We start from the raw sequence: 22,135 nt of genomic DNA on the forward strand, positions 1-22,135 counted from the left end.
CGGGGGGAGGCGCTTGCGCCGGGGGGCTGGCCCCCCTACCCTCGCTGCAACTCGAAAACACAGTTCCAAGGAGACACCCCATGTCCAGCTACGACGTCATCGTGATCGGCTCCGGCCCCGGCGGCTACGTCTGCGCCATCCGCTGCGCGCAGCTCGGCCTCAAGACCGCCTGCGTCGAGGGGCGCGAGACGCTGGGCGGCACCTGCCTGAACGTCGGCTGCATCCCGTCGAAGGCGCTCCTGCACGCCTCCCACATGCTGCACGAGGCCGAGCACAACTTCGCCGAAATGGGCCTGAAGGGCAAAAGCCCCTCGGTCGACTGGAAGCAGATGCTCGCCTACAAATCTTCCACCATCGAGACCAACACCAAAGGCATCGAGTTCCTCTTCAAGAAGAACAAGATCGACTGGCTCATGGGCTGGGGTTCGATCCCCGAACCGGGCAAGGTCAAGGTCGGCGACGAGGTGCACGAGTCCAAGCACATCGTGATCGCCACCGGTTCCGAAGCCAGTAGCCTGCCGGGCGTCGAGGTCGACGAAAAGGTTGTCGTCACGTCCACTGGCGCGCTGGAGCTCTCCAAGGTCCCGAAGAAGATGGTCGTCATCGGCGCGGGCGTCATCGGGCTTGAGCTGGGCTCTGTCTACGCCCGCCTCGGCGCCGAAGTGACGGTCGTCGAATTCCTAGACGCCATCACCCCCGGCATGGACCCCGAGGTGCAAAAGACCTTCCAGCGGATGCTCAAGAAACAGGGCCTGAACTTCGTCATGGGCGCGGCGGTGCAAAAGACCGAGGCCACCAAGACCAAGGCCAAGGTGCATTACAAGCTGCGCAAGGACGACAGTGAACACACGCTCGACGCCGATGTCGTGCTCGTCGCCACGGGCCGCAAACCCTACCACGACGGCCTCGACCTCGAAAAACTCGGCATCCGCCTCACCAAGCGCGGCCAGATCGCCATCACCAAGGACTGGCAGACGGACGTCAAAGGCATCTACGCCATCGGCGACGTGACCGAAGGCCCGATGCTCGCCCACAAGGCCGAGGACGAAGGCATGGCCGTGGCCGAGGTGATCGCTGGCAAACATGGCCACGTGAACTACGGCGTCATCCCCGGCGTGATCTACACGCACCCCGAAGTGGCTTCAGTCGGCGAGACCGAACAGACCCTCAAGGACGCGGGCCGCGCCTACAAGGTGGGCAAGTTCTCCTTCATGGGCAACGCGCGGGCCAAGGCGAATTTCGCGGGCGACGGCTTTGTCAAAATCCTCGCGGACAAGGAAACCGACCGCATCCTCGGCTGCCACATCATCGGCCCCGGCGCAGGCGACCTTATCCACGAGGTCTGCGTCGCGATGGAATTCGGTGCCTCGGCGCAAGACCTCGCCATGACCTGCCACGCGCATCCGACCTATTCCGAAGCGGTACGCGAAGCGGCACTCGCCTGCGGCGACGGCCCGATCCATATGTAGCAGTGCCGGGGCGCTGAGCCCCGGCATCTGGACAGACTTAACACATTGGTAGTAAACAAATGTTTCGCGCGCGAAACATTTCCCCTGACGGGCAAGACAACACGGGTGGGCGATACGCCCACCTTACCGCCGGATCACGTAAGGTGGACGCCCCGTCCACCCCGGCTCACCACATCGTATCCGCCGCCCGCGCACCCCAGGCCTCGTCATAGGCGGCACCGCCTTCCTCGCCCTCGGTCATCTCGGCAAGGATATCGCCCACCGACGGCAAACCGCCGCTCTCATCCACACCGGACCACGTCCCCGCCCGCATCAGCGCCCGGGCGCATTGCGTGTAAATCTCGCCAATCTCGATCACAATCACCGTCGCGGGTTGCCGCCCCTTCTTCTCGAACCGCGCGCGCAGATCGGCATCGTCCGTCAGATACGCCTGCCCATTCACCCGCACCACGTTGTTCGACCCCGGCACCATGAACATCAGCGACACGCGCCCGTCCGCCACGATATTGCGCAGGGAATCGAGCCGGTTGTTCCCCCGCCAGTCCGGCATCGCCAGCGTGCCCGGATCAAGCTCCACCACCACTGGCCCATCGTCACCCCTCGGGCTGCCATCGGTCCCCTCCGGCCCCACCGTGCTCAGCACACAGAGCTTCGAGGCCATGATCCAGCGCCGATACATCGGCGTCATCCGCCGCGCCACCTTCCTGAGCGACGGCGCAGCGGGCGTCCCGTAAAGCGCCTCCAGCCTTTCGATATCCGCAATCCTACGCACCCTCGCGCCACCCCGCTTCGGCCAACAACCGGTCAGAGTCCGTCTCAACGGTCCCTTCCAGCAACGCCATGAATTCCTCTTTCTTCAAGCCTGGCTCAATGGGATCAAGAAACTCCACCACCGCCAGCCCCGGCCTGCGGTAAAGCCCCCGGCGGGGCCAGAAATAGCCGGCATTCGTCGCCACCGGGATGCAGGGTTGCCCAAGCTGATCGTAGAGCACCGCCGTGCCCACCTTGTAAGGTACCTTCTTGCCCGGTGCCACGCGCGTGCCCTGGCTATAAATCACGATCTGCCCCGGCTCGATCCGCCCCGCGTGCACATCCTCCATCATCTTTTGAATGGCCTTACCGCGCTTGCCCCGGTCTACGGCGATCATCTGCATCCGCTTGGTGTATTGCCCGATCACCGGCGTCCAGAGGATCTCTTTCTTCATGATGAACTTAGCCCGCGGCAGGGCGTGAAAGATGATCATGATATCGAGGAAAGACTGATGCTTCGCCGCCACCAGCACCTCGCCCTCCGGCACCTTGCCCCGCACCTCGCAGCGCAGCCCGATCATCCATGTGGCCACCCACATGCACCAGCCCGCATAGGTCTTGCAGGCGGTATAGGCCCCGGTTTTCGAGAACATCGCCCAGGGCGCGAAGGCAAGGCCGATGATTGGCATCGAGACAGTCGCCGTAACGATATAGAGGATCGATCGGACCCATTGCAGCATCATGTCAGCCCTTTCAACGTGCGCCGGGCCGCAGCCCCCGTCGCCAGAAACGCCACCGCCCCGGCCAAGAGCGGGATCAGCAGCGGCCACAGCCAGTGCAGCCCCTGAAAGCCAAGCCCGGTCAGGAAACTCCCCGCCTCCGAAGCATCGGGCAGCAGGAACACAGCCAGCAGCCCCAGCACGGTCCCCACCGCCGCGCCACCCAGCGCGCGCAGGGTGAACCGGCGGATAAAGGCCTGCGCGATGTAATCGTCCCGCGCCCCCACCAGCCGCAGCACCGCGATCACCTGCGCATTCGCGGCAAGCGCTGCATTCGCCGCCAGCGTCACCATCGCCGCCACGGCCGCCCCGATCAGCAGGATCGACGCCCAGCCCAGCAGCCGCAGCCGCGAGGCGGCCTTGACCAGCGGCGCGCGCCAGCGGCTGTGGTCGTCCAGCACCGCCCCCGGCACCTCCGCCGCCAGCCGCAGCCGCAACCCGCTGGCATCAAGCCCCTCGCCCGTCTCGATCACTTCGATCAGACGCGGCACCGGCAGGCTGTCGAGCGCCAGTTCCGACCCGAACCACGGCGCTAGCAGCGCCTGCTGCTCCTCATCCGTCAGCGCCCGCGCCTCCGCCACCCCTCGCGTGGTCTCAAGGATGCGCAACGCCGCCTCGGTCTGCGCCGCCCGCTGGTCCAGCGGTGCCACGATGCGGATCGTCGCCGAGCGCGCCAACTCCTCTCCCCAACGGTCGGCCAGACGCCCTGCCGCCAAGGACAAGGCCAGCGCAAAGACTGCTAGAAACGCCATGGCGGCGGCGGCAAAGAGCGTCAGCTGCGCGGTGAAGCCCGAGGGCGGCACCACCCGGTCCGCCTGCCGGTCGCCCGCGAAAAGCGCGCGCAGATTGGCCATGCGGCTCGTCACAGATCCGCCCCCGCCAGTTGCAGCCGCCGGTTCGCGATCCGCAGAACGCGCGCCTGCACATGCGCCTTGGTGGCGCGGATGAGGCTGAGGTCATGGGTCGCGATCAGCACCGTCTTGCCCATCTTGTTCAACTCAATGAGCAGCGTCAGCAGCCGCTGCGACATCTCCCAGTCGATGTTGCCCGTGGGCTCATCCGCCAGGACCACGTCCGGCGACATGATCACCGCCCGCGCCAGCGCCGCGCGCTGGCGCTCGCCTCCCGACAGTTCCGGCGGCAGCGCCTCGGCCCGGTTCGTAAGACCCACCCACGTCATCAATTCGGCCAGATCGGCATTGTCCGCGCCAGTACCCCTGCCCGAGACCATCAGCGGCAGCGCGATGTTGTCCGTCACGTTCAGGTGGTCGAGAAACTGCACGTCCTGATGCACCACACCCACGCGCCTGCGCACGACCGCGATGTCATCCCGGTCCAGCCCGCGCACATCCGCCCCAAACAGCCGGACGTGCCCTGCCGTGGGCAGCAGCGCGCCATAGCACAACTTCATCAGCGTGGTCTTGCCCGCCCCGGACGGCCCGGTCAGGAAATGGAACGACCCCGGTGCCAGCTTGAGCGAGATGTCGGACAAAAGCTCGCCCCCGCCATAGCTGTAGGCCACATTTTCCAGCTCGATCACCAACCGCCCCCTGACTGCTCGGGTCTGTTGTGCCTCAGCACCGTTGGGGATTCAATGCAGCAGTTCTTTCGCGCGGGGCGAGTTATCGCTTTTCCTGCGCAGGTCTTGATCCTATGCTGTCAGCAGGTGCGCAAATGTAGTGACAAGTGAGCGACGAGACACCAGATGAGGCTGACCTGCCCGAACTGTGACGCCCAGTACGAGGTGCCGGACGAGGTCATACCGACCTCGGGCCGCGACGTGCAATGCTCCAACTGCGGGCAGACCTGGTTCCAGCACCACCCCGATCACGCCCCGGAAGAAGAAGAGGAAATCGTCCTGCGGGCCGATGCCCCGGACGAGGACGAAGAGATCGCCCCGCCGCCCCCGCCTGCGCCGCCTCCCGCCAAGGAACCCGAGCGGCGGCAGCTTGACCCCGCCGTCGCCGACATCCTGCGGCAGGAGGCCGAGGCCGAATTCGAGGCGCGCAAGCGCCGACAGTCGGAGACATTGGAAAGCCAGCCGGAACTGGGGCTGGAAGAGGGAACGGAGCCCCCCGCACGGCCTGCCGAGGACGAGGACGTTTCCGAACGCCGCGCAGCGGAGGCCAAGCGGCGCATGGCCCGAATGCGCGGAGAGCCCGAAGGCAAAGCCGAGGCGGCGGCAGCCGCGGCGGCGATTTCCTCCCGCCGCGAGCTTCTGCCGGATATCGAGGAAATCAACTCGACCCTGCGCAGCGATACCGCGCCCAGCGGCGTTGACGCCGAAGCGCGCGAGGGGCTGGGTGCCGGAGGCGAGCAGAAGCAAAAGCGCGGCTTCCGCGCGGGCTTCCGTACCGTCGTGTTGCTGGCGCTGGTTCTGGGGCTGGTCTACGCCTTCGCCCCGCAGATTTCCCAGACCGTTCCGGCGATCGATCCCTTGATCAACAGCTACGTCGTCTGGGTCGACCAGATGCGTCTGGCGCTGAACGGCCAGATCGACGCGCTGATGGGCTGGCTGAACGCCGTGGCGTCAGAGACCTCCTGACGATCCACCTGAGAACTCACAGACCGTCACAAGTCGCCGCGGACCAATCCGGGGCGTTGCATTTTCGATACCCTCAGAACCGGTCGAGCAGACGGTTGAGATAGTCGCGCTCGACCTCCGGGCGCTCCGTCTCGCCCGAGCGGCGGCGGATTTCGTCCAGCAACTCGCGCGCACGGCCCGCGCCGCCCGGCCCCATGGCCAGCGGCCCGTCCGAGCTGTCCGCACCGTTGTTGCCCTGCTCGCGGCCCAGCGGATCGCGATTGTCGGCGCGGCGGTCGCTCTCGGCAGTGCCCTGCCCCGGCTGCTGGTTCTGCTGTTCCTGCGCCATCGCCTCGCCCAGCGCGCGCATCCCCTCGCGCAGCGCTTCCATGGCCTGTGACTGGTTGTCGATGGCCTCGGCCAGATCGCCCTGCCGGAGCGCGTCCTCGGCCCCGTCCATCGCGCGGCCAGCACGACCAAGCGCGTCACGGGCGGCATCGCCCTCGGGTGTGCCCTGTCCGGGCAGGCGGCCCTCCTGACGGCGCAATTCGTTGCGCAGCGCACGCTGGCGGTCGGCCAGGTCTTCGGCCGATCCCGGCTCGGCCCCCTGGCCCTGCTGGCCCTGACCCTGTCGCTGGCCTTCGCCCTGACCCTGACCCTGCTGGCCCTCGTGGCTTTGCCCACGGCCCTCGCCGCCATTGCGGCCTTCGTTGCCCTGGCTCTCACCTGCGTTGGCACCGGGGTTGAACTGCTCCTGCAGGTCGCGGAAGGCCTGATCGCTCAGCCCCTGCTGCTGGCGCAGCGTATCGGCCAGCCCCTCCATCGCTTGCTGGCCCGGAGACTGCTGTCCCTGGCCCTGCTGGCCCTGTGTGACGCGCATGTTCTCCATCATTTCCTGCAACTGGCGCAGCGCCTCCATGGCCTCGGCCATGCGGCCCTGTTCCATCAGCTCCTGAATACGGTCCATCATGCGCTGCAGGTCGTCCTGCGTCATCTGCATGCTGTCGCCCTGCTGCTGTTGCTGCTGGCCGTCCTGACCCTGCTGTTGCTGCTGCTGGGCCTGCTGGCGCTGCAACTGGCGCAGGTATTCCTCAGTTGCGCGGCGCAGCTCGTCCATCAGCTCGGCGATTTCCTCGTCCGAGGCGCCGTTGCGCATCGCTGCTTCCAGCCGCTCCTGCGCGCGGCGCAACCGCTCCAGCGCATCGGCCAGGACGCCCTCTTCCAGCTCGATGGCCAGCCCCCAGAGGTCCTCGGCGATGTCCTCCTGCACCTCGTCGTCGATGCCGTAGCGGGCGCGCAGTTCCAGCCGTTCGATCAGCCGCTGCAGCCGCAGCGCGGTGGTCTCGGTGCGCAGCACGTCCTCACCCCGGTAGGCCACGGTGCGCAGCACCTGCGCCATGCGCGGCGCATTGGCGCGCGACCACAAAAGGTCCCGGCGCATCTCGATCACCGCCGCCGCTGCAGGGTCAAAGAAGCGCCGACCGGGCAGCGACAACTCCATCGCCTCGCTTTCGCCCTGCTGTTCAGCAGCATCCAGAACGCTCAGGCGCAGTGTGACCGGCAGGTTCGCCCAAGGGTGCTTGGAGAAATCGTCGATCAGGTTTTCCTCGAACTCGGCCCGGTTGCCGGAGATCGGCATCGACAGCGGCACCACGATCTCGGGGCGCGGCTCCGGGTCGATGGTCAGACCATAGCGGCGGTCGACGGACACGAGATCGAGCGAGATGCGCGCCTCGCCCGCCTCGACGCCATAATCGTCACGCGCCGCGAAAGGCAGGCGCATCTCGCCAAGGGCGGCGACTTCCGGCTCGCCCACGATCTCGACCTCGGGCGCGGCATCGGGCCGCACGGCAACCGCCCATTCCCGGCCATTCGGACCTTCGACGGCGATGATGCCTTCCTGCAAGACAGTGAAATCCTGCGCGGGTGCGGATGCATCCGTACCCTCGGCCGGACGGCCCGAAACCGTCTCGGCCAGCGTCAGCGCGCCGACGTCACCGTAAAAGCGCAGGGTGATCAGCGTGCCCTTGGGCAATTCCAGCGCGCCTGCGGGCAAATCGTTGAGATAAAGCGTCGGACGCCCCGTATAGCGCGGAGGCTCGGCCCAACCTTCCCAGACGGGGCCGGTGGCAAGGCCACCCGCACCGGGCGCCATGTCGGCCACGGAGCCGACCCGCCAGATGGAACCGAAAAGCAGCGCCACGGCAAAGGCCAGCACCGCCACGAACCGCAGCGCGTAAGGGTCGCGTTTCGCGACGCGCAGATCGGCGGGCACAGGCTTGGCCGCCGCCGCACGCGCCGCCATGCGCGCCTTGTGGGCACGCCAGACGGCCATGGAGGCCTCATCGCCCGAGCCGATCGCCGCGTCGTCCAGCAAGGCCTGAATGGGCCGACCCGGCAGGCTGGCATCGAGCCGCGCCATGGCATCGGCGCGGGACGGAATGCGGAAACGCCGCACCGCGTAATAGATCGACCACAGGCCCGCCAGCGCGGCGACCACTGCCACGCTCCAGACGACCTCGACCATCACCGAATCCTGCAGCCCAAGCATCAGCGCGGCCAATGTCAGAAGCACGACAGTCATCAACGGCCAGAACGATTGCACCACCGTCTCGGCCAGCATCCCCGCCCATGTCAGCCGCAAAGGCCAGCGCAAAGCGGCCAGCCCCTTTCGCAGGTCATTGGGGGTGAATGTGCTCATATCGTCTGCTCCCTCGGTGTGCGGGGCAGAATAGCCTCACAACCATTCAGGAATGGTATCGCGATTAATCATTTCGTCAAAGGTCGGCCTTGGGCGGATAACCGCGAATTGATCGTCTTTCACCAGCACCTCGGGCACAAGTGGTCGCGAATTATACTCGCTGCTCATTACCGCGCCATATGCGCCAGCGGACCTGAAGGCCACAAGGTCGCCCGCCTGCAGCGGCGGCATCAGGCGCTGCTTGGCGAAAGTGTCGCCGGATTCGCAGACGGGACCCACAATGTCGAAGGGCTGCATCTCGACCCCCGGCGCGGGTTCGATGACCGGGATGATGTCGTGATGGGCGTCGTACATGGCGGGGCGAATGAGGTCGTTCATGGCGGAATCGAGGATCAGGAAATCGCGCCCCTCGCCCGATTTCACGTAGATCACTTCGCTCACCAGCAGCCCCGCGTTGCCCGCGATCAGGCGGCCCGGCTCGATCTCGATCTCGCAGCCAAGATGGCCGAGCGTGCGCCTGACCAGCGCGCCGTAATCCGATGGCAGGGGCGGATCTTCGTTGGTGCGGGTGTAGGGGATGCCAAGGCCACCGCCGAGGTCAAGGCGAGTGATGGTATGGCCGTCCGCGCGCAGCATCTCGGTCAGCTCGGCCACTTTTTTGTACGCCAATTCATAAGGTTCCAGCTGGGTCAGCTGAGAGCCGATATGCACGTCGATACCGATCACCTCCAGCCCCGGCATGCGCGCCGCCATGGCATAGACCTCGCGCGCCCGCGCGATGGGGATGCCGAACTTGTTCTCGGATTTGCCCGTGGCGATCTTGGCATGAGTCTTGGCATCGACGTCCGGGTTCACGCGCACGGTGATCGGGGCCTTCACCCCCAGTTCCTGCGCCACCGAATCGAGCAGCGCCATCTCCGGCTCGCTCTCCACGTTGAACTGCCGGATACCGCCTTCCAGCGCGGTCCTGATCTCCTCGCGCGTCTTGCCCACGCCGGAAAAGACGATCCTCTCCCCCGGCACCCCCGCCGCCCGCGCGCGGCGGTATTCGCCCCCCGACACCACGTCCATCCCCGCGCCCGCCTGCGCCAACGTCCGCAGCACCGCCTGATTGGAATTGGCCTTCATCGCGTAGCAGACGAGGTGATCCATCCCCTCGAGCGCCTCGTCGAACAGGCGGAAATGCCGCAGCAGGGTGGCGGTGGAATAGACGTAGAACGGCGTGCCCACGGCGGCCGCGATCTCGGCAACCGGCACATCCTCGGCAAAAAGCGCCCCGTCACGATAGAGGAAATGGTCCATGCTTCATCTTTCCACTACAACTCAACCTCGCCCTATCGGACAGGCGCCGACCGCAGGAACAGATAGAGCGGCAGGCCACAGGACACCCCAATACAGAACGCCGCCGGAATGGCAATGAGCGCAATCCAGTTCCGCCGCACCGCGACCTCGGCGAGGATCCAGATGGTGAGCGTGACGGCGGCGACGGTGAGGTCCCAGACCAGCCCGCTCGTCGCGGCGTTGACGTGCCAGGCGTCGACCATGGCCCAGATGTCGTAGCCGTTCTCGTTGAACCAGGTGATGAAGTAATACATCGGGTGGATTGCGCCCCAGATGGCGAGGGCGAGGAAGACATAGCGAAAGCGGGACACCTCAGAACCTCCTGTAGACGCCGACGTTGGCATGGCCCGACATGTGGATGCCGGGCGTGTAATTGCTGGGTTGCTGATGGGTGTCCGAGCCCATGTGCGGGCCGTCGCCATGGTGGGGCCGCTCGCAGGCGGAGAGCGCCAGAAGCGCCGCGATCAGAAGCGCGCCCCTCACAGGCCCAGCCCCAGGGAGAACGATACGGGGCCGCGGTTGAAGCCCCAGCGCGTCTGGGCCGACACCCCGTGATCGGAGATCGTGATCGTCGCGTCGCGGGTGGGCGGCACAGGTTCGCCGTCCGCGCCGCAGGCGGCAAGGAGCGTCAGAGTTACCAGTGCCAAAGCCCATCTCATCCCAGGCGTTCCTTCCATCGCGCGATCTGGGCGCGCACCTGCGCGGGTGCGGTCCCCCCGTAAGACATACGCGAGTTCACGGAATTTTCCACGCCGAGGACGCCGAAAACATCATTCGTGATCTCTGCATGGACGGATTGCATTTGCTCCAGCGTGAGGTCCGGCAGGTCGCAGCCCTGTTTCTCGGCCATGGCGACCAGTGACCCGGTGATGTGGTGAGCGTCGCGGAAGGGCAGGCCCAGCACGCGTACGAGCCAGTCGGCGAGGTCCGTGGCAGTGGAGAAGCCCGAACCGGCGGCGGCGGCAAGATTGTCGCGGTTGCCGGTCATGTCGCGGACCATGCCTTCCATGGCGGCAAGCGCCAGCATCAGGTTATCGGCGGCGTCGAAGACCTGTTCCTTGTCCTCCTGCATGTCCTTCGAATAGGCGAGCGGCAGGCCCTTCATCACCATCATCAGCGCGGTGTTGGCGCCAAAGATGCGACCCACCTTGGCGCGGATCAGTTCGGCAGCGTCGGGGTTCTTTTTCTGCGGCATGATCGAGGAACCGGTCGAGAAACGATCCGAGAGCGCCACGAAACGGAATTGCGCGGAGGACCAGATCACCAGTTCCTCGGCAAAGCGCGACAGGTGCATGGCGCAGATCGAGGCGCAGGAGAGGAATTCGAGGGCGAAGTCGCGGTCGCTGACGGCGTCGAGCGAGTTGGCGGCGGGACGGTCGAAACCGAGCGCCTGGGCCGTCATATCGCGGTCGATGGGAAAGGACGTGCCGGCGAGGGCGGCGGCCCCCAGCGGGCTTTCGTTCATGCGCGCGCGGGCGTCGCGAACGCGGGAGAGGTCGCGTCCGAACATCTCGACATAGGCCATCATGTGATGGCCCCAGGTGACGGGCTGCGCGGTTTGCAGATGCGTGAAGCCGGGCATGACCCAGTCGGCCCCGGCCTCGGCCTGGCCGAGGAGGGCTCGAATGAGCGCGAGGAGGCCTGCTTCAAAGGCGTCAAGCTGGTCGCGGACCCAGAGTTTGAAGTCGGTGGCGACCTGGTCGTTGCGCGAGCGGCCGGTGTGCAGGCGGCCAGCAGGTTCGCCGATCACCTCTTTCAGACGCGCCTCGACGTTCATGTGGATGTCTTCGAGGGTGGTGGAAAAGGTGAACTCCCCGGCCTCGATCTCTGACAAGATCGTGAGAAGGCCTTCCCGGATGGCTTGCGCGTCCTTATCACTGATGATGCCCGTCGCGGCCAACATCGCGGCGTGCGCGCGGCTGCCCGCGATGTCCTGCGCCGCCATCCGCTTGTCAAAGCCGATGGAGGCGTTAATTGCCTCCATGATGGCATCCGGACCGGCGGCAAAGCGGCCGCCCCACATCTTGTTGGACGTTTGATCGGTCATAAAAGAACCCTCGGAGGGATAGGATGAGAAAATTCGTGCTGGGCCTGATGTATACGGCCCTTCTGGCAGGTGCAAACGCTGCCTTGGCAGCGGGGCCCGACATCCTGTCCCTGCGCGAGGGGGACATGAAGAAGCTCATTGTGCACGACGCACCGCAGGCGGTGTCGGACGCGCCCTTCCAACTGGCCGATGATGCGGGCACGGGAACGCTGGCGGATTACCGGGGCAAATACGTGCTGCTGAACTTCTGGGCGACATGGTGCGCGCCCTGCCGCAAGGAAATGCCGCAGCTTGAGACCCTGCAGAAGGAATTCGGCGGGGAGCATTTCGAGGTGGTGACCATCGCCACGGGACGCAATTCGCCGCAAGGGATCATCAAGTTCTTCGAGGAAGCGGGGGTCGAGAACCTGCCCCGCCACCAGGACCCGCAGCAGCAGCTGGCCAGCCAGATGGCCATTTTCGGCCTGCCGATCACCGTGCTGATCGACCCGGAAGGGCGCGAGATTGCGCGGCTGCGGGGGGACGCGAAGTGGGACAGCGAAAGTGCCAAAGCCATCGTCAAGGCGCTGGTCGACAGCCGGACGGAGAGCTGAACGTCGGACAGGGCGCGCAAGACTGTTGAAACAGTCTTGGCAATTTCCTTGCAAGGAAATTGGGTCAGGCGGCGTGCTGCAGGATCGCGGCCTCGGATGAGGAAAGGTTGCGGCGGGCGTAGCTGCCGTAGGTGTGGGGATCGAACTCCAGCTCGGGGTGCGCCGCGAGGAGCCGCGCGCGGTCGGCCTTGTCCAGTGAGCTGAGCGCGGCGGAAGCGGGGTGGAAGCTTTCCGTCTCGACCCCGTTGGCCCAGATCACCTGGTGGCGGTCCAGCAGCAGATGCACGTAGGTCACCTCGCGCAGCTTCAGATCGACCGTGACGGTCTTGCCGTTGATGAGATCCCGCGCGGCGACCAGCACTTCGGGCGTGTTGAAGAGGTCCCGCGCCACGGGACCCTTGATCAGGATGCGGTGTTCGGGCGAGACGATCAGATCACGGTCCGGGCGGTTTTCGCGGAAGAAGCCCGCGTTGATCCGGATCGGGCGCAACTTTGGCATGGCAAAGAGCCGCGCACCCGTCATGCGGCGGCAGCCGATCCAGTGGATCGGCTGCGCGCCGTTGTCCTTGGTCAGCACCAGATCGCCCTCGCGCAGTTCCTCGATTGCCATCAGACCCTGGGGCGTGCTGATGCGGGTGCCGGGGGTAAAGCAGATCACGCCCCCCTCGCCCGTTGCCCGCGCCTCCGGCGGGGCCGAGCCAATTGTGTGGTGCACGATCCAGAGATCGCAGTTGCGCGGCGGGATTTCGTTGAGAAACATCAGGAGCGGCTGGCGCCCGCCGCCGACCTCGATCAGCGTGATCGTATAGCTCTTGCCGCCGTCGGTGACGACAAAGCTGTTATCCATCAGGGGAATATCGTCCAGCGCTTCCTGATCCTCGCGGGGAAGGGTCGCAGGATTTCTTTCAAGCGCCGCGCCCACAAGGCGGTGCACCATGCGCGCCGCACGTTTGCGCAGTTCCTCTGCGCCGTCCGCCTGGTCCAGCCGCAACACGTCATTCGGGCCATCCACCCGGATGGCGTCCCCGCGCCAGGCCCATGCCGCCCCCACCTTGAGGTTCTGCACGGGCGCAGCATCGAGGCTGTCGATTTCGGTCTGCGACCAGCTGATGACAAACGTGCCGCGAAAGCCCGTTCTCATTGCTCGTTCTGCCTGCCCTAGTTTTTTTATTGCCTGAAAGGTTAACAAAATCACCGGGATCAGGGAAGAGCGTTTTCGGCAATAATTACAGGTAGATGCACACAAATTCGCAAAAATTTTCTAGTAATGCGGGAGAAACGGGCTTGCATATCTGGCTGGCGACGGGCGGCTGGACCGGTTTTCAAAGCAAGCAAGCTTGCAAATCGCGTGCAAATTGTTAGCGTTTCTTGCGTGATACAAGGGAGTATTTGACATGTCGACCCGCGCGAAATCCCTGCCGGAACGGCGGATCGTATCCTCGCGGCACCTGGCGGAAGGCGAGGGCTGGGAAGCCTCCGAGCTCGAATACGGGCTGATCATCGCCTACAACGCCTTTACCCGATGGATGTCGCGCTGCATGGCGGCGGCGGGGAACGCGGACCTGACGCCGCTGGAAATCCTGGTGCTGCATAACACCAACCATCGCAACCGCGAAAAGCGGCTGACGGACATCTGTTTCCTGCTCAACATCGAGGACACCCATACGGTCAACTACGCGCTGCGCAAGCTGCTCAAGTCGAACCTTGTCGATGCCGAGAAGCGCGGCAAGGAGGTCTTCTATCGCACCTCCAAGGAGGGCGCGGCGCTGTGCGAGGCATACCGCGCGGTGCGCAAATCCTGCTTTCTCGACGGGCTGACGCGGATGGACTCCAACGGGGACGATCTGCGCGAGATCGCCGCGGGTCTGCGGGCGATGTCGGGGCAGTACGATCAGGCGAGCCGGGCGGCGGCATCGCTTTAGACGCGTTGGTGGAAAACCCGTTTTGAGACCGTGCATCGCCTTTCTCCCTGTCCTATAGAGAGCCCATGAACACGCGCAATGACACCGTTATCGTGGCCGCGGACGGCGGCGGCACCGGCTGCCGCGCCGCTGCCGGGACGCTGTCGCAGGGCGTGTTGGGCGAGGCGCGCGGCGGGCCGGGCAATGTGCACAGCGATTTCGATGCAGCCATCGCCAACCTGACCGGGGCCATAGCGGCGGCCCTTGCCAAGGCGGGGCTTGAGGAGACACCGCTTGACCGGATCACGGCGCATCTGGGCGTGGCAGGCGCCCATTCCGAGGTCGAGATGGCGCAGGTTGTCGCCGGCCTGCCCTACGGTCGGGTCAGCGTCACCGGCGACCGGGCGACCTCGGTGCGCGGGGTGCTGGGCGAGGCGGACGGCTATGTCGTGGCGCTGGGCACCGGCACCATTGTTGCGCGTCAGCATGCGCTGGAGATGCGCACCGTCGGCGGCTGGGGGTTCGACCTGTCCGATCAGGCTTCGGGTGCATGGCTGGGACACCGCCTGTTGCGCGAGGCGGTGCTGGCCGAGGACGGGTTGCAGGCGCACACGGACCTGACGCGGCGGGCGCTGGAGGACAAGGGCGGGTTGATCGCCACCGTGCATTTCAGCGCGACCGCGACACCGGGCGATTACGCGCCGCTCGCGCGGCCCGTGATCGAGGCGGCGAAAGACGGGGACGAGATCGCCCAGGGCCTGATGCGGGAAGGTGCCGCCTATATCGAGACGGGGCTTACGACCCTTGGCTTTCAGCCGGGCGACCGGCTGGCGCTGGCGGGGGGCGTAGGGCCGCATTACGCGGCCTATTTGCCGGCGCATATGACCCGCAATCTGGTGCAGCCGAAGGGCACCGCGCTGGACGGTGCCTTTGCCATGGCCTGTGCGGCGGCGCGGGACGCTGCCAGATGAGCATGCGCGCCCTTGTCGGTGCCGGTATTTTCGACGGAGCACGCCTGTTGGCGCACCACGCGGTGCTGATCGGTGACGGCGCGCCACGGGTGATCCCCGAGGTCGGGCTGCCGCGCTATTGCCAGCGGATCGCGCTGGAGGGCGGCACGCTGATGCCCGGTTTTGTCGATCTTCAGGTGAATGGCGGCGGCGGGGTGATGTTCAACGATAACCCTTCGGTGGAGACGCTTCGGATCATGTCCGAGGCGCATCGGGGGCTGGGGACCCGCGCTTTCCTGCCGACTTTGATTACCGATACACCTGCGATTGTCCGTGCTGCGATCGACACCGTTGCAGAGGCCATCGCATGCGGCGTTCCGGGCGTTGTCGGGCTGCATCTGGAGGGGCCGCATCTGAGCGTGGCGCGGAAAGGCGCGCATGAAGGGGCGTTGATCCGGCCAATGCAGGATGCTGACCTTGAGGAGCTGGTTGCGGCGGCGGCGCTGTTGCCGAACCTGATGGTGACGGTTGCACCAGAGGCCGTGACGGACGCGCAGATCTCGACGCTGGCTGCGGCGGGGGTGATCGTGTCACTGGGGCACAGCGATACGGAATACGAGAGCGCCATGGCGGCGTTCGGGGCCGGCGCGCGATGTGCGACGCATCTTTTCAACGCGATGAGCCAGATGGGGAGCCGCACGCCGGGGCTGGTGGGCGCGGCTTTGGACTGTGGCGCGGCGCATGCGGGGCTGATTGCGGACGGAATACACGTGCATCCGGCGTCGATCCGGGCGGCCCTGGGGGCGAAGCAGGGGCCGGGGCAGATTTTCCTTGTGACGGATGCGATGGCCTGTGCGGGGTCGGAGATTGCCGCGTTCACCTTGAACGGTCGGCGGATTGAGCGCGCTGACGGGCGGTTGCAACTGGCCGACGGCACGCTGGCCGGGGCGGACCTGAGCATGGCGCGGGCGCTGCAGGTGATGATCGAAAATGTGGGCGAGGCGCCGGCGAAGGCCTTGGCGCGGGCGACGTCGATCCCGGCTGGAGTTTTGCGGGATGCACGCGGTGCGGGGCGGTGGCCGGAAGACATCGGCGGGCTGATCCACCTGCGGGCGGATTACAGCGTCACAGCTGCCTCTGATTTGCTATGAGTGGGCGCTGTGCCGTCTGCGGATGCTCGCGGGGCGGCCGGGCAGGCTGAGCGTCGCGTCGTTGCGCTGCTGGCGCGAGATCACCTTGCCCTTGGCGATGACGCAGAGGCGGTCGGGGCGGAGGCGCAGGGCTTCGATGGGGTTGCCTGCGTCGAGAACCACGAGGGAGGCGGTGGCACCGACGCGCAGGCCGTAGTCCTCAAGTCCCATGATCTGCGGGTTGACGTTGGTGACCATGTCGAAGCAGCGGCGCATCTCGTCGGGGCTGCTCATCTGCGCGACGTGCAGGCCCATGAAGGCCACGTCGAGCATGTCGGCGGTGCCCATGGAATACCACGGGTCCATGACACAGTCCTGACCCCAGCCGACGGTGATGCCATGCGCCTGCATTTCCTTGACGCGGGTGAGGCCACGGCGCTTGGGGAAGGTGTCGTGGCGGCCTTGCAGCATGATGTTGATCAGCGGGTTCGGGATGGCGGCGACCTGCGCTTCGGCCATGAGGGGGAGCAGTTTCGAGACGTAGTAGTTGTCCATCGAATGCATGGAGGTCAGGTGCGATCCGGCCACCCTGCCCTGCAGGCCGAGGCGCTGGGTCTCGTAGGCGAGGGTTTCGATGTGGCGGGAATGGGGGTCGTCGGTCTCATCACAGTGCATGTCGACCATGAGGCCGCGTTGGGCGGCGATCTCGCAGAGGGCGGTGACGGAGCGGGCGCCGTCGGCCATGGTGCGTTCGAAATGGGGGATGCCGCCGACGACATCGACGCCCATGTCGAGGGCCTTGACGGTGTTCTGGTAGGCGGTCGGGTCGCGGTAGAGGCCGTCCTGCGGGAAGGCGACGAGTTGGAGGTCGATGTAATCGGAGACTTCCTTGCGGACTTCGAGCAGCGCCTCGACGCCCATGAGGCGGTCGTCGCAGGTATCGACGTGGGAGCGGATGGCGAGGAGGCCCATGGAGGCGGCCCAGTCGCAGTAGGCGAGCGCGCGGGATTTGACCTCTTCGGGCTGCATCACCTGCTTGAGTTTACCCCAGAGGCCGATGCCTTCGAGCAGCGTGCCCGAGGCGTTGATGCGGGGGATGCCGTAGCTGAGGGTGGCGTCCATGTGGAAATGCGGATCGACGAAGGGCGGGGAGACGAGGTCGCCGGTGGCGTCGATGGTCTCGCCTGCCTCGGCGGTGGAGAGGTCGTCCATCGCGGTGATCTTGCCGCCCGCGATGCCGATGTCGGTTTTCGTGCCGTCGGGCAGTGTGCCGCCTTTGACGATGAGGTCGAACATCAGCGTTCTCCTTTGTTGAAGGGGACCATCAGCGCCGCAGGCACCTGCGCGCGGCGGGACATGATGACGAGGGCGAGGATAGAGAGGATATAGGGCATCATCAGGAAGTACTGGTAGGGGATATCGGCGCCGAGAGGGGTTTGCTGGACGCGGATTTGCAGGGCGTCGAAGGCGGCGAAGAGAACGGCCCCCAGCAGCGTCTTGCCCGGTTTCCACGAGCCGAAGACAACGAGTGCGATGCAGATCCACCCGCGTCCGTTCACCATTTCGAAGAAGAAGGAATTGAAGGCGGACATGGTGAGGAACGCCCCGCCCACGGCCATGAGGCCGCTGCCGACGATGACCGCGCCCATGCGGATGGCGGTCACGGAAAGGCCCTGCGCTTCGACGGCTGCGGGGTTTTCCCCGGCGGCCCGCAAGGCGAGGCCGAGGGGCGTGCGGTAGAGGATGACGCTGACCACGATGACGAGGACGTAGGCGAGGTAGGTGAGCGGGGTTTGGGCAAACAGCGCGGGGCCGATGAGGGGGATGTCGGAGAGGAGCGGAATTTCGAACGGTTGGAAGGCCTCGATCTTTGGGGGCGAGGTCACTTCCGGCAGGGCGAGGCGGTAGCAGTAGTAGGTGAGCGAGGTGGCAAGGAGCGTGATGCCCAGACCCACGACATGCTGGCTGAGGCCGAAGGGGACGGTGAGCGTGCCGTGGAGGAGGCCGAAGAGCATGCCGGAGGCCATGGCGACGGCGACGCCGACCCAGAGGCCCGCGCCGAGGTAGACGGCCATCCAGCCGGCGAAGGCGCCGACGACCATGATGCCCTCGATGCCGAGGTTGAGGACCCCTGCCCGCTCGCAAATGAGCTCGCCCAAAGCGGCGAAGATCAGGGGCGAGGCGATGCGGATCGCGGCGGTCCAGAAGCTGGCGGAGAGGAGGATGTCGAGGAGGTCCATCAGTCGCGCCTCACCCGGAATTTCGTGAGCATGATGGCGAGGACCATCATCAGGAACGCGACCGCGAGCATGATGTCGGCGAGGTAGGTGGGCACGCCCGCCGCGCGGCTCATGCTGTCGGCGCCGACGAAGATGCCCGCGACGAAAAGTGCCGCGACCACGACGCCCAGCGGGTTCAGGAGGGCCAGCATCGCGACGATGATGCCGGTGTAGCCGAAGCCCGGCGAGATATCGAGCGTGAGGCTGCCCTTCAGCCCCGCGACCTCGGAGAAGCCCGCAAGCGCGGCGAGGCCGCCGGAGAGGAGGGCAGTCTTGATGAGGACCGTGTTGACGGGGATCCCTGCGAATTTGGCGGCTTCCTTGTTGAGGCCGACGGCGCGCATTTCGTAGCCCAGGGTGGTGCGGCGCTGGATGACCCAGACGACGACGGCGGAGATCAGCGCGAGGCCGAACCCCCAGTGGAGGCGCAGGCCTTCGGCGATGCGTGGCAGGCGGGCCTCTTCGATGACGCGGGCGGATTTGGGCCAGCCGAGGCCCATGGGGTCCTTGAGCGGGCCTTCGAGGAGCATGGAGACCCAGAGGAGGACGACGAAGTTGAGTAGTAGCGTGGTCACGACCTCGTCCACGCCGAAGCGGGTCTTGAGGAAGGTCGGGACGAGGAGGATCAGCGCGCCGCCCAGCATGGCGCAGAGGGCGATGGTGGGGATCAGCGTGGCGGCGGGCCAGGCGAGCGCGCCGGTGCCGAGGACGACGGTGACGACGGCGCCGATGTAGAGCTGCGCCTCGGCCCCGATGTTCCAGAGCTGGGCGCGGAAGGCGACGGCGACGGCGAGGCCGGTGAAGATGAGGGGGGTTGCGCGGTTGAGGGTTTCGAGGGCGGCGAACTTGGAGCCGAAGGCGCCCTTGATAATCAGGCCAAGGACGGAGAAGGGCTGTGCGCCCGCGATCATGGCCAGCAGCGAGGCGGCGATGACGGTGGTGAGGAGCGCGAGGGCCGGAAGGCCCACGGTGCGCGTCAACGTGGGGTTGGCGATGGGTTCAAGCCGCATGGGTCGCCCCCTGGAAGCCGTGGCCTGCCATCCAGACGCCGAGTTCGGCGGTTGTCAGTTCGCCGCGCGCGAAGGGCGGGGACAGGCGGCCTTCGGAGATGACGTGGATGAAGTCCGAAAGGGCCGTGATCTCGTCGAGGTCCTCGGAGATCAGCAGCACCGCCGCACCCCGGTCGCGGGCAGCGAGGAGTTGTTCGTGCACGTAGGTGAGCGCGCCGATGTCGAGGCCTCGCACGGGCTGGTTGGCGAGGATCACCTGCGGTTCGGTTTCGAGGACGCGGCCGAGGATCAGTTTCTGCATGTTGCCGCCGGAGAGGAGGCGGATGCGGGTGTCGGGGCCGGGGCAGCGGACGTCGTAGCCTTTGATAACGGTATCGGTGAAGGCACGGGCGGCGGTCCAGTCCATCCAGCCTTTCCGACTGAAGGGGGGCTTGGCGTAGAGTTCGAGGACGGCGTTTTCGGTGAGGTCGAAATCGGCGATGGTGCCCGTCTTGTGCCGGTCCTCGGGGATGCGGGCGATGCCTGCGGCGAGGGCTGCGCGGGGGGACCAGTTTTTCGGTTGGTTTCCGGTGATGTGCAGGTCGCCCGATGCAGGGGCGATCAGGCCGCCGATGAGGTCGGCCAGCGCCGCCTGCCCGTTGCCGGAGACACCTGCGAGACCGATGATCTGGCCGCCGCGCAGGTCCATGTTCACGGATTTCAGGCCGGGGGCCGCGCCACGGTCGGGGGTGGAGACGTTGCAGAGAGAGACATGCGTGTCGCCGGGTGTGCAGTCGCGCACTTCGGGGGGTGGGACTTCGGCGCCGACCATCATTTGCGCGAGCTGGTGCTTATCGACGTCCTGCGTGCGCGCCTCGGCCACCAGTTTGCCGTGGCGCAGGACGACGACGCGGGAGGAGATGGCGGTGACCTCGTGGAGCTTGTGGCTGATGAAGATCACCGAAAGGCCGAGAACCACGGCCTTGCGCATGGTGGCGAAGAGGTCTTCGGTCTCCTGCGGGGTGAGGACGGCGGTGGGTTCGTCGAGGATCAGGATGCGGGCGTCGCGGTAGAGGGCCTTGAGGATTTCCACGCGCTGGCGTTCGCCGACGGTGAGGCTGCCGACGGTGGCGGCGGGATCGACGCGGAGGCCGTAGTCCTGCATCAGGGTTTCGATGCGCTTGCGGGCCGCCGTGCGGCCAAAGCCGAGTTGCCAGAGGGGCGCGGTGCCGAGGACGATGTTTTCGAAGACGGTGAGGTTGTCGGCCAGCGTGAAATGCTGGTGGACCATGCCGACGCCGGCGGCGAGTGCTGCCTTGGGGTTGCCGGGAGGCAGGGTTTCGCCGAAAACCTCTACCCTGCCCTCGTCGGCGGTGTAATGGCCGAAGAGGATGTTCATCAGCGTGGTCTTGCCCGCGCCGTTTTCGCCCAGGAGCGCAATCACCTCCCCTTCGCGCAGATCGAAGGAGATCGCGTCGTTGGCAGTCAGTTTGCCGAAGCGTTTGGTGATGGTGTCGAGGCGCAGGACAACCTGCGCCTCGGTCTTGTCAGGCATTTAGGAGGACTTCGGTTCTTCGTCGTTGATGTTGGTGACGAAAGTGCCGTCCATGATCTCCTTGGTGCGTCGTTCCACCAGATCGAGCGCCTCTTGCGGGACTTTGCCCTCGAAGGTGCCCAGGGGGGCGAGGGAGGAGCCGCCTTCCTTCATGAAGGAATAGACACCGTAGTCCTTGGCCGTGAAATTGCCCGCCTGAACGGCGGCGATGGCGGCATCGAGCGTCGGCTCAAAATGCCAGATGGCGGAGGCGACGACGGTTTCGGGATAATCGGCCTGCGTGTCGATCACGTTGCCGATGGCGAGGATGCCCTTCTCCTGTGCCGCGTCCGAGACGCCGAAGCGTTCGGCATAGAGCACGTCTGCGCCGTTCTCGATCATGGCGAAGGCGGTTTCCTTGGCCTTGGGCGGATCGAACCATGAGCCAATGAAGGAGACCTGGAAGGTGATGTCGGGGTTCATCTCGCGCGCGCCGTCCATGAAGGCGTGCATCAGGCGGTTGACTTCGGGGATGGGGAAGCCGCCGACCATGCCGATGTTGGCGCTTTCCGTCATCGAACCGGCGATGATGCCGGAGAGATAGGCGGCGTCTTGGATGTAGTTGTCGAAGACGGCGAAGTTCGGCAGTGCGGCGTCTTCCTTGAAGCTGGAGCCCATGAGGAATGCCACATCGGGGTAGTCGGCGGCGACTTCGCGGGCTTCCTGCTCGGCGCCGAAGACCTCGCCGATGATCAGCTTGTTCCCGGCCTCGGCGTATTCGCGCATGACACGGGCGTAGTCGGTGTTGGCGACGTTTTCGGTGAAGGTGTATTCGATGTCGCCGCGTGCCTGTGCGGCCTCGGCGGCCTTGTGGATGCGGCTGACCCACTGCTGTTCGACGGGCACGGTGTAGATGCCGGCGGTCTTGATCGGATCGGCGGCCAGCGCGAGCTTGGGCAGGGCGGCAGCAAGGCCCAGCGTGGCGGCGCTGCCGAGCAGGCGGCGGCGGGTGAGTGTGAGACGTGTCATGTAAAACCCCCTTGTTGTTTGATCGTGCAACCGTTTGCGCAATCGGCGCGGAGGTCAAGGGAGGAGATGGCGGGACGCTTTGGGAAATCGGCGGTTTCGGGACGGGTTGCCGAAAGCTT

22 protein-coding genes are annotated in these 22,135 nt (G+C 65.9%); 6 read left to right on the top strand and 16 right to left on the bottom strand.

From position 1 onward, the window contains the following. The first annotated feature begins 80 nt into the window (after positions 1 to 80). Positions 81 to 1,469: a dihydrolipoyl dehydrogenase gene (gene lpdA / locus AB2B41_RS15710; RefSeq protein ID WP_367878761.1), complete on the top strand. Its 1,389-nt coding sequence runs from the start codon at positions 81 to 83 to the stop codon at positions 1,467 to 1,469. Between the two features lie 166 nt (positions 1,470 to 1,635). Here lpdA and AB2B41_RS15715 read toward each other — a convergent pair whose 3' ends face one another. The 4 genes from AB2B41_RS15715 to AB2B41_RS15730 are packed head-to-tail and all read right to left on the bottom strand — an operon-like array spanning position 1,636 to position 4,538. After that, positions 1,636 to 2,241 carry a pyridoxamine 5'-phosphate oxidase family protein gene (locus AB2B41_RS15715; protein WP_367878762.1) on the bottom strand — a complete coding sequence of 202 codons (606 nt, stop codon included), beginning with the start codon at positions 2,239 to 2,241 and terminating at the stop codon, positions 1,636 to 1,638. Then, the gene (locus AB2B41_RS15720; protein WP_367878830.1) at positions 2,234 to 2,959 is read right to left on the bottom strand and encodes a lysophospholipid acyltransferase family protein; all 726 of its coding nucleotides are present in this window, start codon (positions 2,957 to 2,959) and stop codon (positions 2,234 to 2,236) included. Before AB2B41_RS15720 ends, AB2B41_RS15715 begins: the two co-directional genes overlap by 8 nt. Then, positions 2,959 to 3,852: a cell division protein FtsX gene (locus AB2B41_RS15725; RefSeq protein ID WP_367878763.1), complete on the bottom strand. Its 894-nt coding sequence runs from the start codon at positions 3,850 to 3,852 to the stop codon at positions 2,959 to 2,961. Before AB2B41_RS15725 ends, AB2B41_RS15720 begins: the two co-directional genes overlap by 1 nt. An 8-nt stretch (positions 3,853 to 3,860) precedes the next feature. Next, positions 3,861 to 4,538 (bottom strand): cell division ATP-binding protein FtsE, encoded by a 678-nt coding sequence (locus tag AB2B41_RS15730; protein ID WP_367878764.1) that lies wholly within the window; start codon positions 4,536 to 4,538, stop codon positions 3,861 to 3,863. Positions 4,539 to 4,703: 165 nt separating this feature from the next. Between AB2B41_RS15730 and AB2B41_RS15735 the strand changes: the two genes are divergently transcribed. Further along, on the top strand, positions 4,704 to 5,543 hold the full coding sequence (locus tag AB2B41_RS15735) for a zinc-ribbon domain-containing protein (protein WP_367878765.1): 840 nt from the start codon (positions 4,704 to 4,706) through the stop codon (positions 5,541 to 5,543). A gap of 73 nt (positions 5,544 to 5,616) precedes the next feature. Here the strand turns inward: AB2B41_RS15735 and AB2B41_RS15740 are convergent, their stop codons facing one another. The 6 genes from AB2B41_RS15740 to argH are packed head-to-tail and all read right to left on the bottom strand — an operon-like array spanning position 5,617 to position 11,611. Continuing rightward, a complete protein-coding gene (locus tag AB2B41_RS15740; protein WP_367878766.1) occupies positions 5,617 to 8,223 on the bottom strand; it encodes a TIGR02302 family protein in 2,607 nt (868 codons plus the stop codon). A 36-nt stretch (positions 8,224 to 8,259) separates the two neighbouring features. After that, entirely contained in the window at positions 8,260 to 9,525 is a 1,266-nt protein-coding gene (lysA, locus tag AB2B41_RS15745; RefSeq protein WP_367878767.1) for a diaminopimelate decarboxylase, read from the bottom strand. Between the two features lie 32 nt (positions 9,526 to 9,557). Continuing rightward, positions 9,558 to 9,875, bottom strand: coding sequence for a DUF2834 domain-containing protein (locus AB2B41_RS15750; protein ID WP_367878768.1), 318 nt, complete (start codon positions 9,873 to 9,875; stop codon positions 9,558 to 9,560). A 1-nt stretch (position 9,876) separates the two neighbouring features. After that, a complete protein-coding gene (locus tag AB2B41_RS15755; protein WP_367878769.1) occupies positions 9,877 to 10,047 on the bottom strand; it encodes a hypothetical protein in 171 nt (56 codons plus the stop codon). Beyond that, complete coding sequence (locus tag AB2B41_RS15760; RefSeq protein ID WP_367878770.1) at positions 10,044 to 10,223, bottom strand: hypothetical protein; 180 nt, start codon at positions 10,221 to 10,223, stop codon at positions 10,044 to 10,046. Before AB2B41_RS15760 ends, AB2B41_RS15755 begins: the two co-directional genes overlap by 4 nt. Next, positions 10,220 to 11,611 (bottom strand): argininosuccinate lyase, encoded by a 1,392-nt coding sequence (argH, locus tag AB2B41_RS15765; protein ID WP_367878771.1) that lies wholly within the window; start codon positions 11,609 to 11,611, stop codon positions 10,220 to 10,222. Before argH ends, AB2B41_RS15760 begins: the two co-directional genes overlap by 4 nt. A gap of 23 nt (positions 11,612 to 11,634) precedes the next feature. Here argH and AB2B41_RS15770 point away from each other — a divergent pair, with 23 nt between their 5' ends. Beyond that, positions 11,635 to 12,204, top strand: coding sequence for a TlpA disulfide reductase family protein (locus tag AB2B41_RS15770; RefSeq protein ID WP_367878772.1), 570 nt, complete (start codon positions 11,635 to 11,637; stop codon positions 12,202 to 12,204). Between the two features lie 64 nt (positions 12,205 to 12,268). Here AB2B41_RS15770 and AB2B41_RS15775 read toward each other — a convergent pair whose 3' ends face one another. Further along, the gene (locus AB2B41_RS15775) at positions 12,269 to 13,345 is read right to left on the bottom strand and encodes a Hint domain-containing protein (protein WP_367878773.1); all 1,077 of its coding nucleotides are present in this window, start codon (positions 13,343 to 13,345) and stop codon (positions 12,269 to 12,271) included. A gap of 253 nt (positions 13,346 to 13,598) precedes the next feature. On the opposite strand from AB2B41_RS15775, the gene AB2B41_RS15780 reads away from it, so the two are divergent. The 3 genes from AB2B41_RS15780 (at position 13,599) to nagA (ending at position 16,206) form a co-directional block, all read left to right on the top strand. After that, positions 13,599 to 14,126: a winged helix DNA-binding protein gene (locus AB2B41_RS15780; RefSeq protein ID WP_367878774.1), complete on the top strand. Its 528-nt coding sequence runs from the start codon at positions 13,599 to 13,601 to the stop codon at positions 14,124 to 14,126. A 65-nt stretch (positions 14,127 to 14,191) separates the two neighbouring features. After that, the gene (locus AB2B41_RS15785) at positions 14,192 to 15,076 is read left to right on the top strand and encodes a glucosamine kinase nucleotide-binding domain-containing protein (protein ID WP_367878775.1); all 885 of its coding nucleotides are present in this window, start codon (positions 14,192 to 14,194) and stop codon (positions 15,074 to 15,076) included. Next, complete coding sequence (nagA, locus tag AB2B41_RS15790) at positions 15,073 to 16,206, top strand: N-acetylglucosamine-6-phosphate deacetylase (RefSeq protein WP_367878776.1); 1,134 nt, start codon at positions 15,073 to 15,075, stop codon at positions 16,204 to 16,206. The genes AB2B41_RS15785 and nagA overlap by 4 nt, the downstream gene beginning before the upstream one ends. Here nagA and AB2B41_RS15795 read toward each other — a convergent pair. The 5 genes from AB2B41_RS15795 to AB2B41_RS15815 are packed head-to-tail and all read right to left on the bottom strand — an operon-like array spanning position 16,201 to position 22,016. Then, positions 16,201 to 17,481 (bottom strand): amidohydrolase family protein, encoded by a 1,281-nt coding sequence (locus AB2B41_RS15795; protein ID WP_367878777.1) that lies wholly within the window; start codon positions 17,479 to 17,481, stop codon positions 16,201 to 16,203. The two genes, nagA and AB2B41_RS15795, sit on opposite strands and share 6 nt — an antisense overlap. Further along, entirely contained in the window at positions 17,481 to 18,425 is a 945-nt protein-coding gene (locus tag AB2B41_RS15800) for an ABC transporter permease (RefSeq protein WP_367878778.1), read from the bottom strand. Before AB2B41_RS15800 ends, AB2B41_RS15795 begins: the two co-directional genes overlap by 1 nt. Then, positions 18,425 to 19,474, bottom strand: coding sequence for an ABC transporter permease (locus AB2B41_RS15805; RefSeq protein WP_367878779.1), 1,050 nt, complete (start codon positions 19,472 to 19,474; stop codon positions 18,425 to 18,427). Before AB2B41_RS15805 ends, AB2B41_RS15800 begins: the two co-directional genes overlap by 1 nt. Further along, positions 19,464 to 21,008, bottom strand: a complete 1,545-nt coding sequence (locus AB2B41_RS15810; protein WP_367878780.1) for an ABC transporter ATP-binding protein — start codon at positions 21,006 to 21,008, stop codon at positions 19,464 to 19,466. The genes AB2B41_RS15805 and AB2B41_RS15810 overlap by 11 nt, the downstream gene beginning before the upstream one ends. Beyond that, positions 21,009 to 22,016 carry a BMP family protein gene (locus AB2B41_RS15815; RefSeq protein ID WP_367878781.1) on the bottom strand — a complete coding sequence of 336 codons (1,008 nt, stop codon included), beginning with the start codon at positions 22,014 to 22,016 and terminating at the stop codon, positions 21,009 to 21,011. Positions 22,017 to 22,135 lie beyond the last annotated feature (119 nt).

It is taken from the genome of Sulfitobacter sediminis, from assembly GCF_040811725.1.
GTDB classification, from domain to species: Bacteria; Pseudomonadota; Alphaproteobacteria; order Rhodobacterales; family Rhodobacteraceae; genus Sulfitobacter; species Sulfitobacter sediminis.

What these genes read in the sequence shown, in the direction of transcription:
- AB2B41_RS15770 (WP_367878772.1), top strand. Translation starts at nt 11,635, where the DNA reads ATGAGAAAATTCGTGCTGGGCCTGATGTATACGGCCCTTCTGGCAGGT.
- AB2B41_RS15725 (WP_367878763.1), bottom strand. Translation starts at nt 3,852, where the DNA reads ATGGCCAATCTGCGCGCGCTTTTCGCGGGCGACCGGCAGGCGGACCGG.
- AB2B41_RS15720 (WP_367878830.1), bottom strand. Translation starts at nt 2,959, where the DNA reads ATGCTGCAATGGGTCCGATCGATCCTCTATATCGTTACGGCGACTGTC.
- lysA (WP_367878767.1), bottom strand. Translation starts at nt 9,525, where the DNA reads ATGGACCATTTCCTCTATCGTGACGGGGCGCTTTTTGCCGAGGATGTG.
- AB2B41_RS15785 (WP_367878775.1), top strand. Translation starts at nt 14,192, where the DNA reads ATGAACACGCGCAATGACACCGTTATCGTGGCCGCGGACGGCGGCGGC.
- AB2B41_RS15735 (WP_367878765.1), top strand. Translation starts at nt 4,704, where the DNA reads ATGAGGCTGACCTGCCCGAACTGTGACGCCCAGTACGAGGTGCCGGAC.
- AB2B41_RS15815 (WP_367878781.1), bottom strand. Translation starts at nt 22,016, where the DNA reads ATGACACGTCTCACACTCACCCGCCGCCGCCTGCTCGGCAGCGCCGCC.
- AB2B41_RS15805 (WP_367878779.1), bottom strand. Translation starts at nt 19,474, where the DNA reads ATGCGGCTTGAACCCATCGCCAACCCCACGTTGACGCGCACCGTGGGC.
- AB2B41_RS15760 (WP_367878770.1), bottom strand. Translation starts at nt 10,223, where the DNA reads ATGAGATGGGCTTTGGCACTGGTAACTCTGACGCTCCTTGCCGCCTGC.
- AB2B41_RS15800 (WP_367878778.1), bottom strand. Translation starts at nt 18,425, where the DNA reads ATGGACCTCCTCGACATCCTCCTCTCCGCCAGCTTCTGGACCGCCGCG.
- lpdA (WP_367878761.1), top strand. Translation starts at nt 81, where the DNA reads ATGTCCAGCTACGACGTCATCGTGATCGGCTCCGGCCCCGGCGGCTAC.
- AB2B41_RS15775 (WP_367878773.1), bottom strand. Translation starts at nt 13,345, where the DNA reads ATGAGAACGGGCTTTCGCGGCACGTTTGTCATCAGCTGGTCGCAGACC.
- AB2B41_RS15795 (WP_367878777.1), bottom strand. Translation starts at nt 17,481, where the DNA reads ATGTTCGACCTCATCGTCAAAGGCGGCACACTGCCCGACGGCACGAAA.
- AB2B41_RS15780 (WP_367878774.1), top strand. Translation starts at nt 13,599, where the DNA reads ATGTCGACCCGCGCGAAATCCCTGCCGGAACGGCGGATCGTATCCTCG.
- AB2B41_RS15740 (WP_367878766.1), bottom strand. Translation starts at nt 8,223, where the DNA reads ATGAGCACATTCACCCCCAATGACCTGCGAAAGGGGCTGGCCGCTTTG.
- AB2B41_RS15810 (WP_367878780.1), bottom strand. Translation starts at nt 21,008, where the DNA reads ATGCCTGACAAGACCGAGGCGCAGGTTGTCCTGCGCCTCGACACCATC.
- argH (WP_367878771.1), bottom strand. Translation starts at nt 11,611, where the DNA reads ATGACCGATCAAACGTCCAACAAGATGTGGGGCGGCCGCTTTGCCGCC.
- nagA (WP_367878776.1), top strand. Translation starts at nt 15,073, where the DNA reads ATGAGCATGCGCGCCCTTGTCGGTGCCGGTATTTTCGACGGAGCACGC.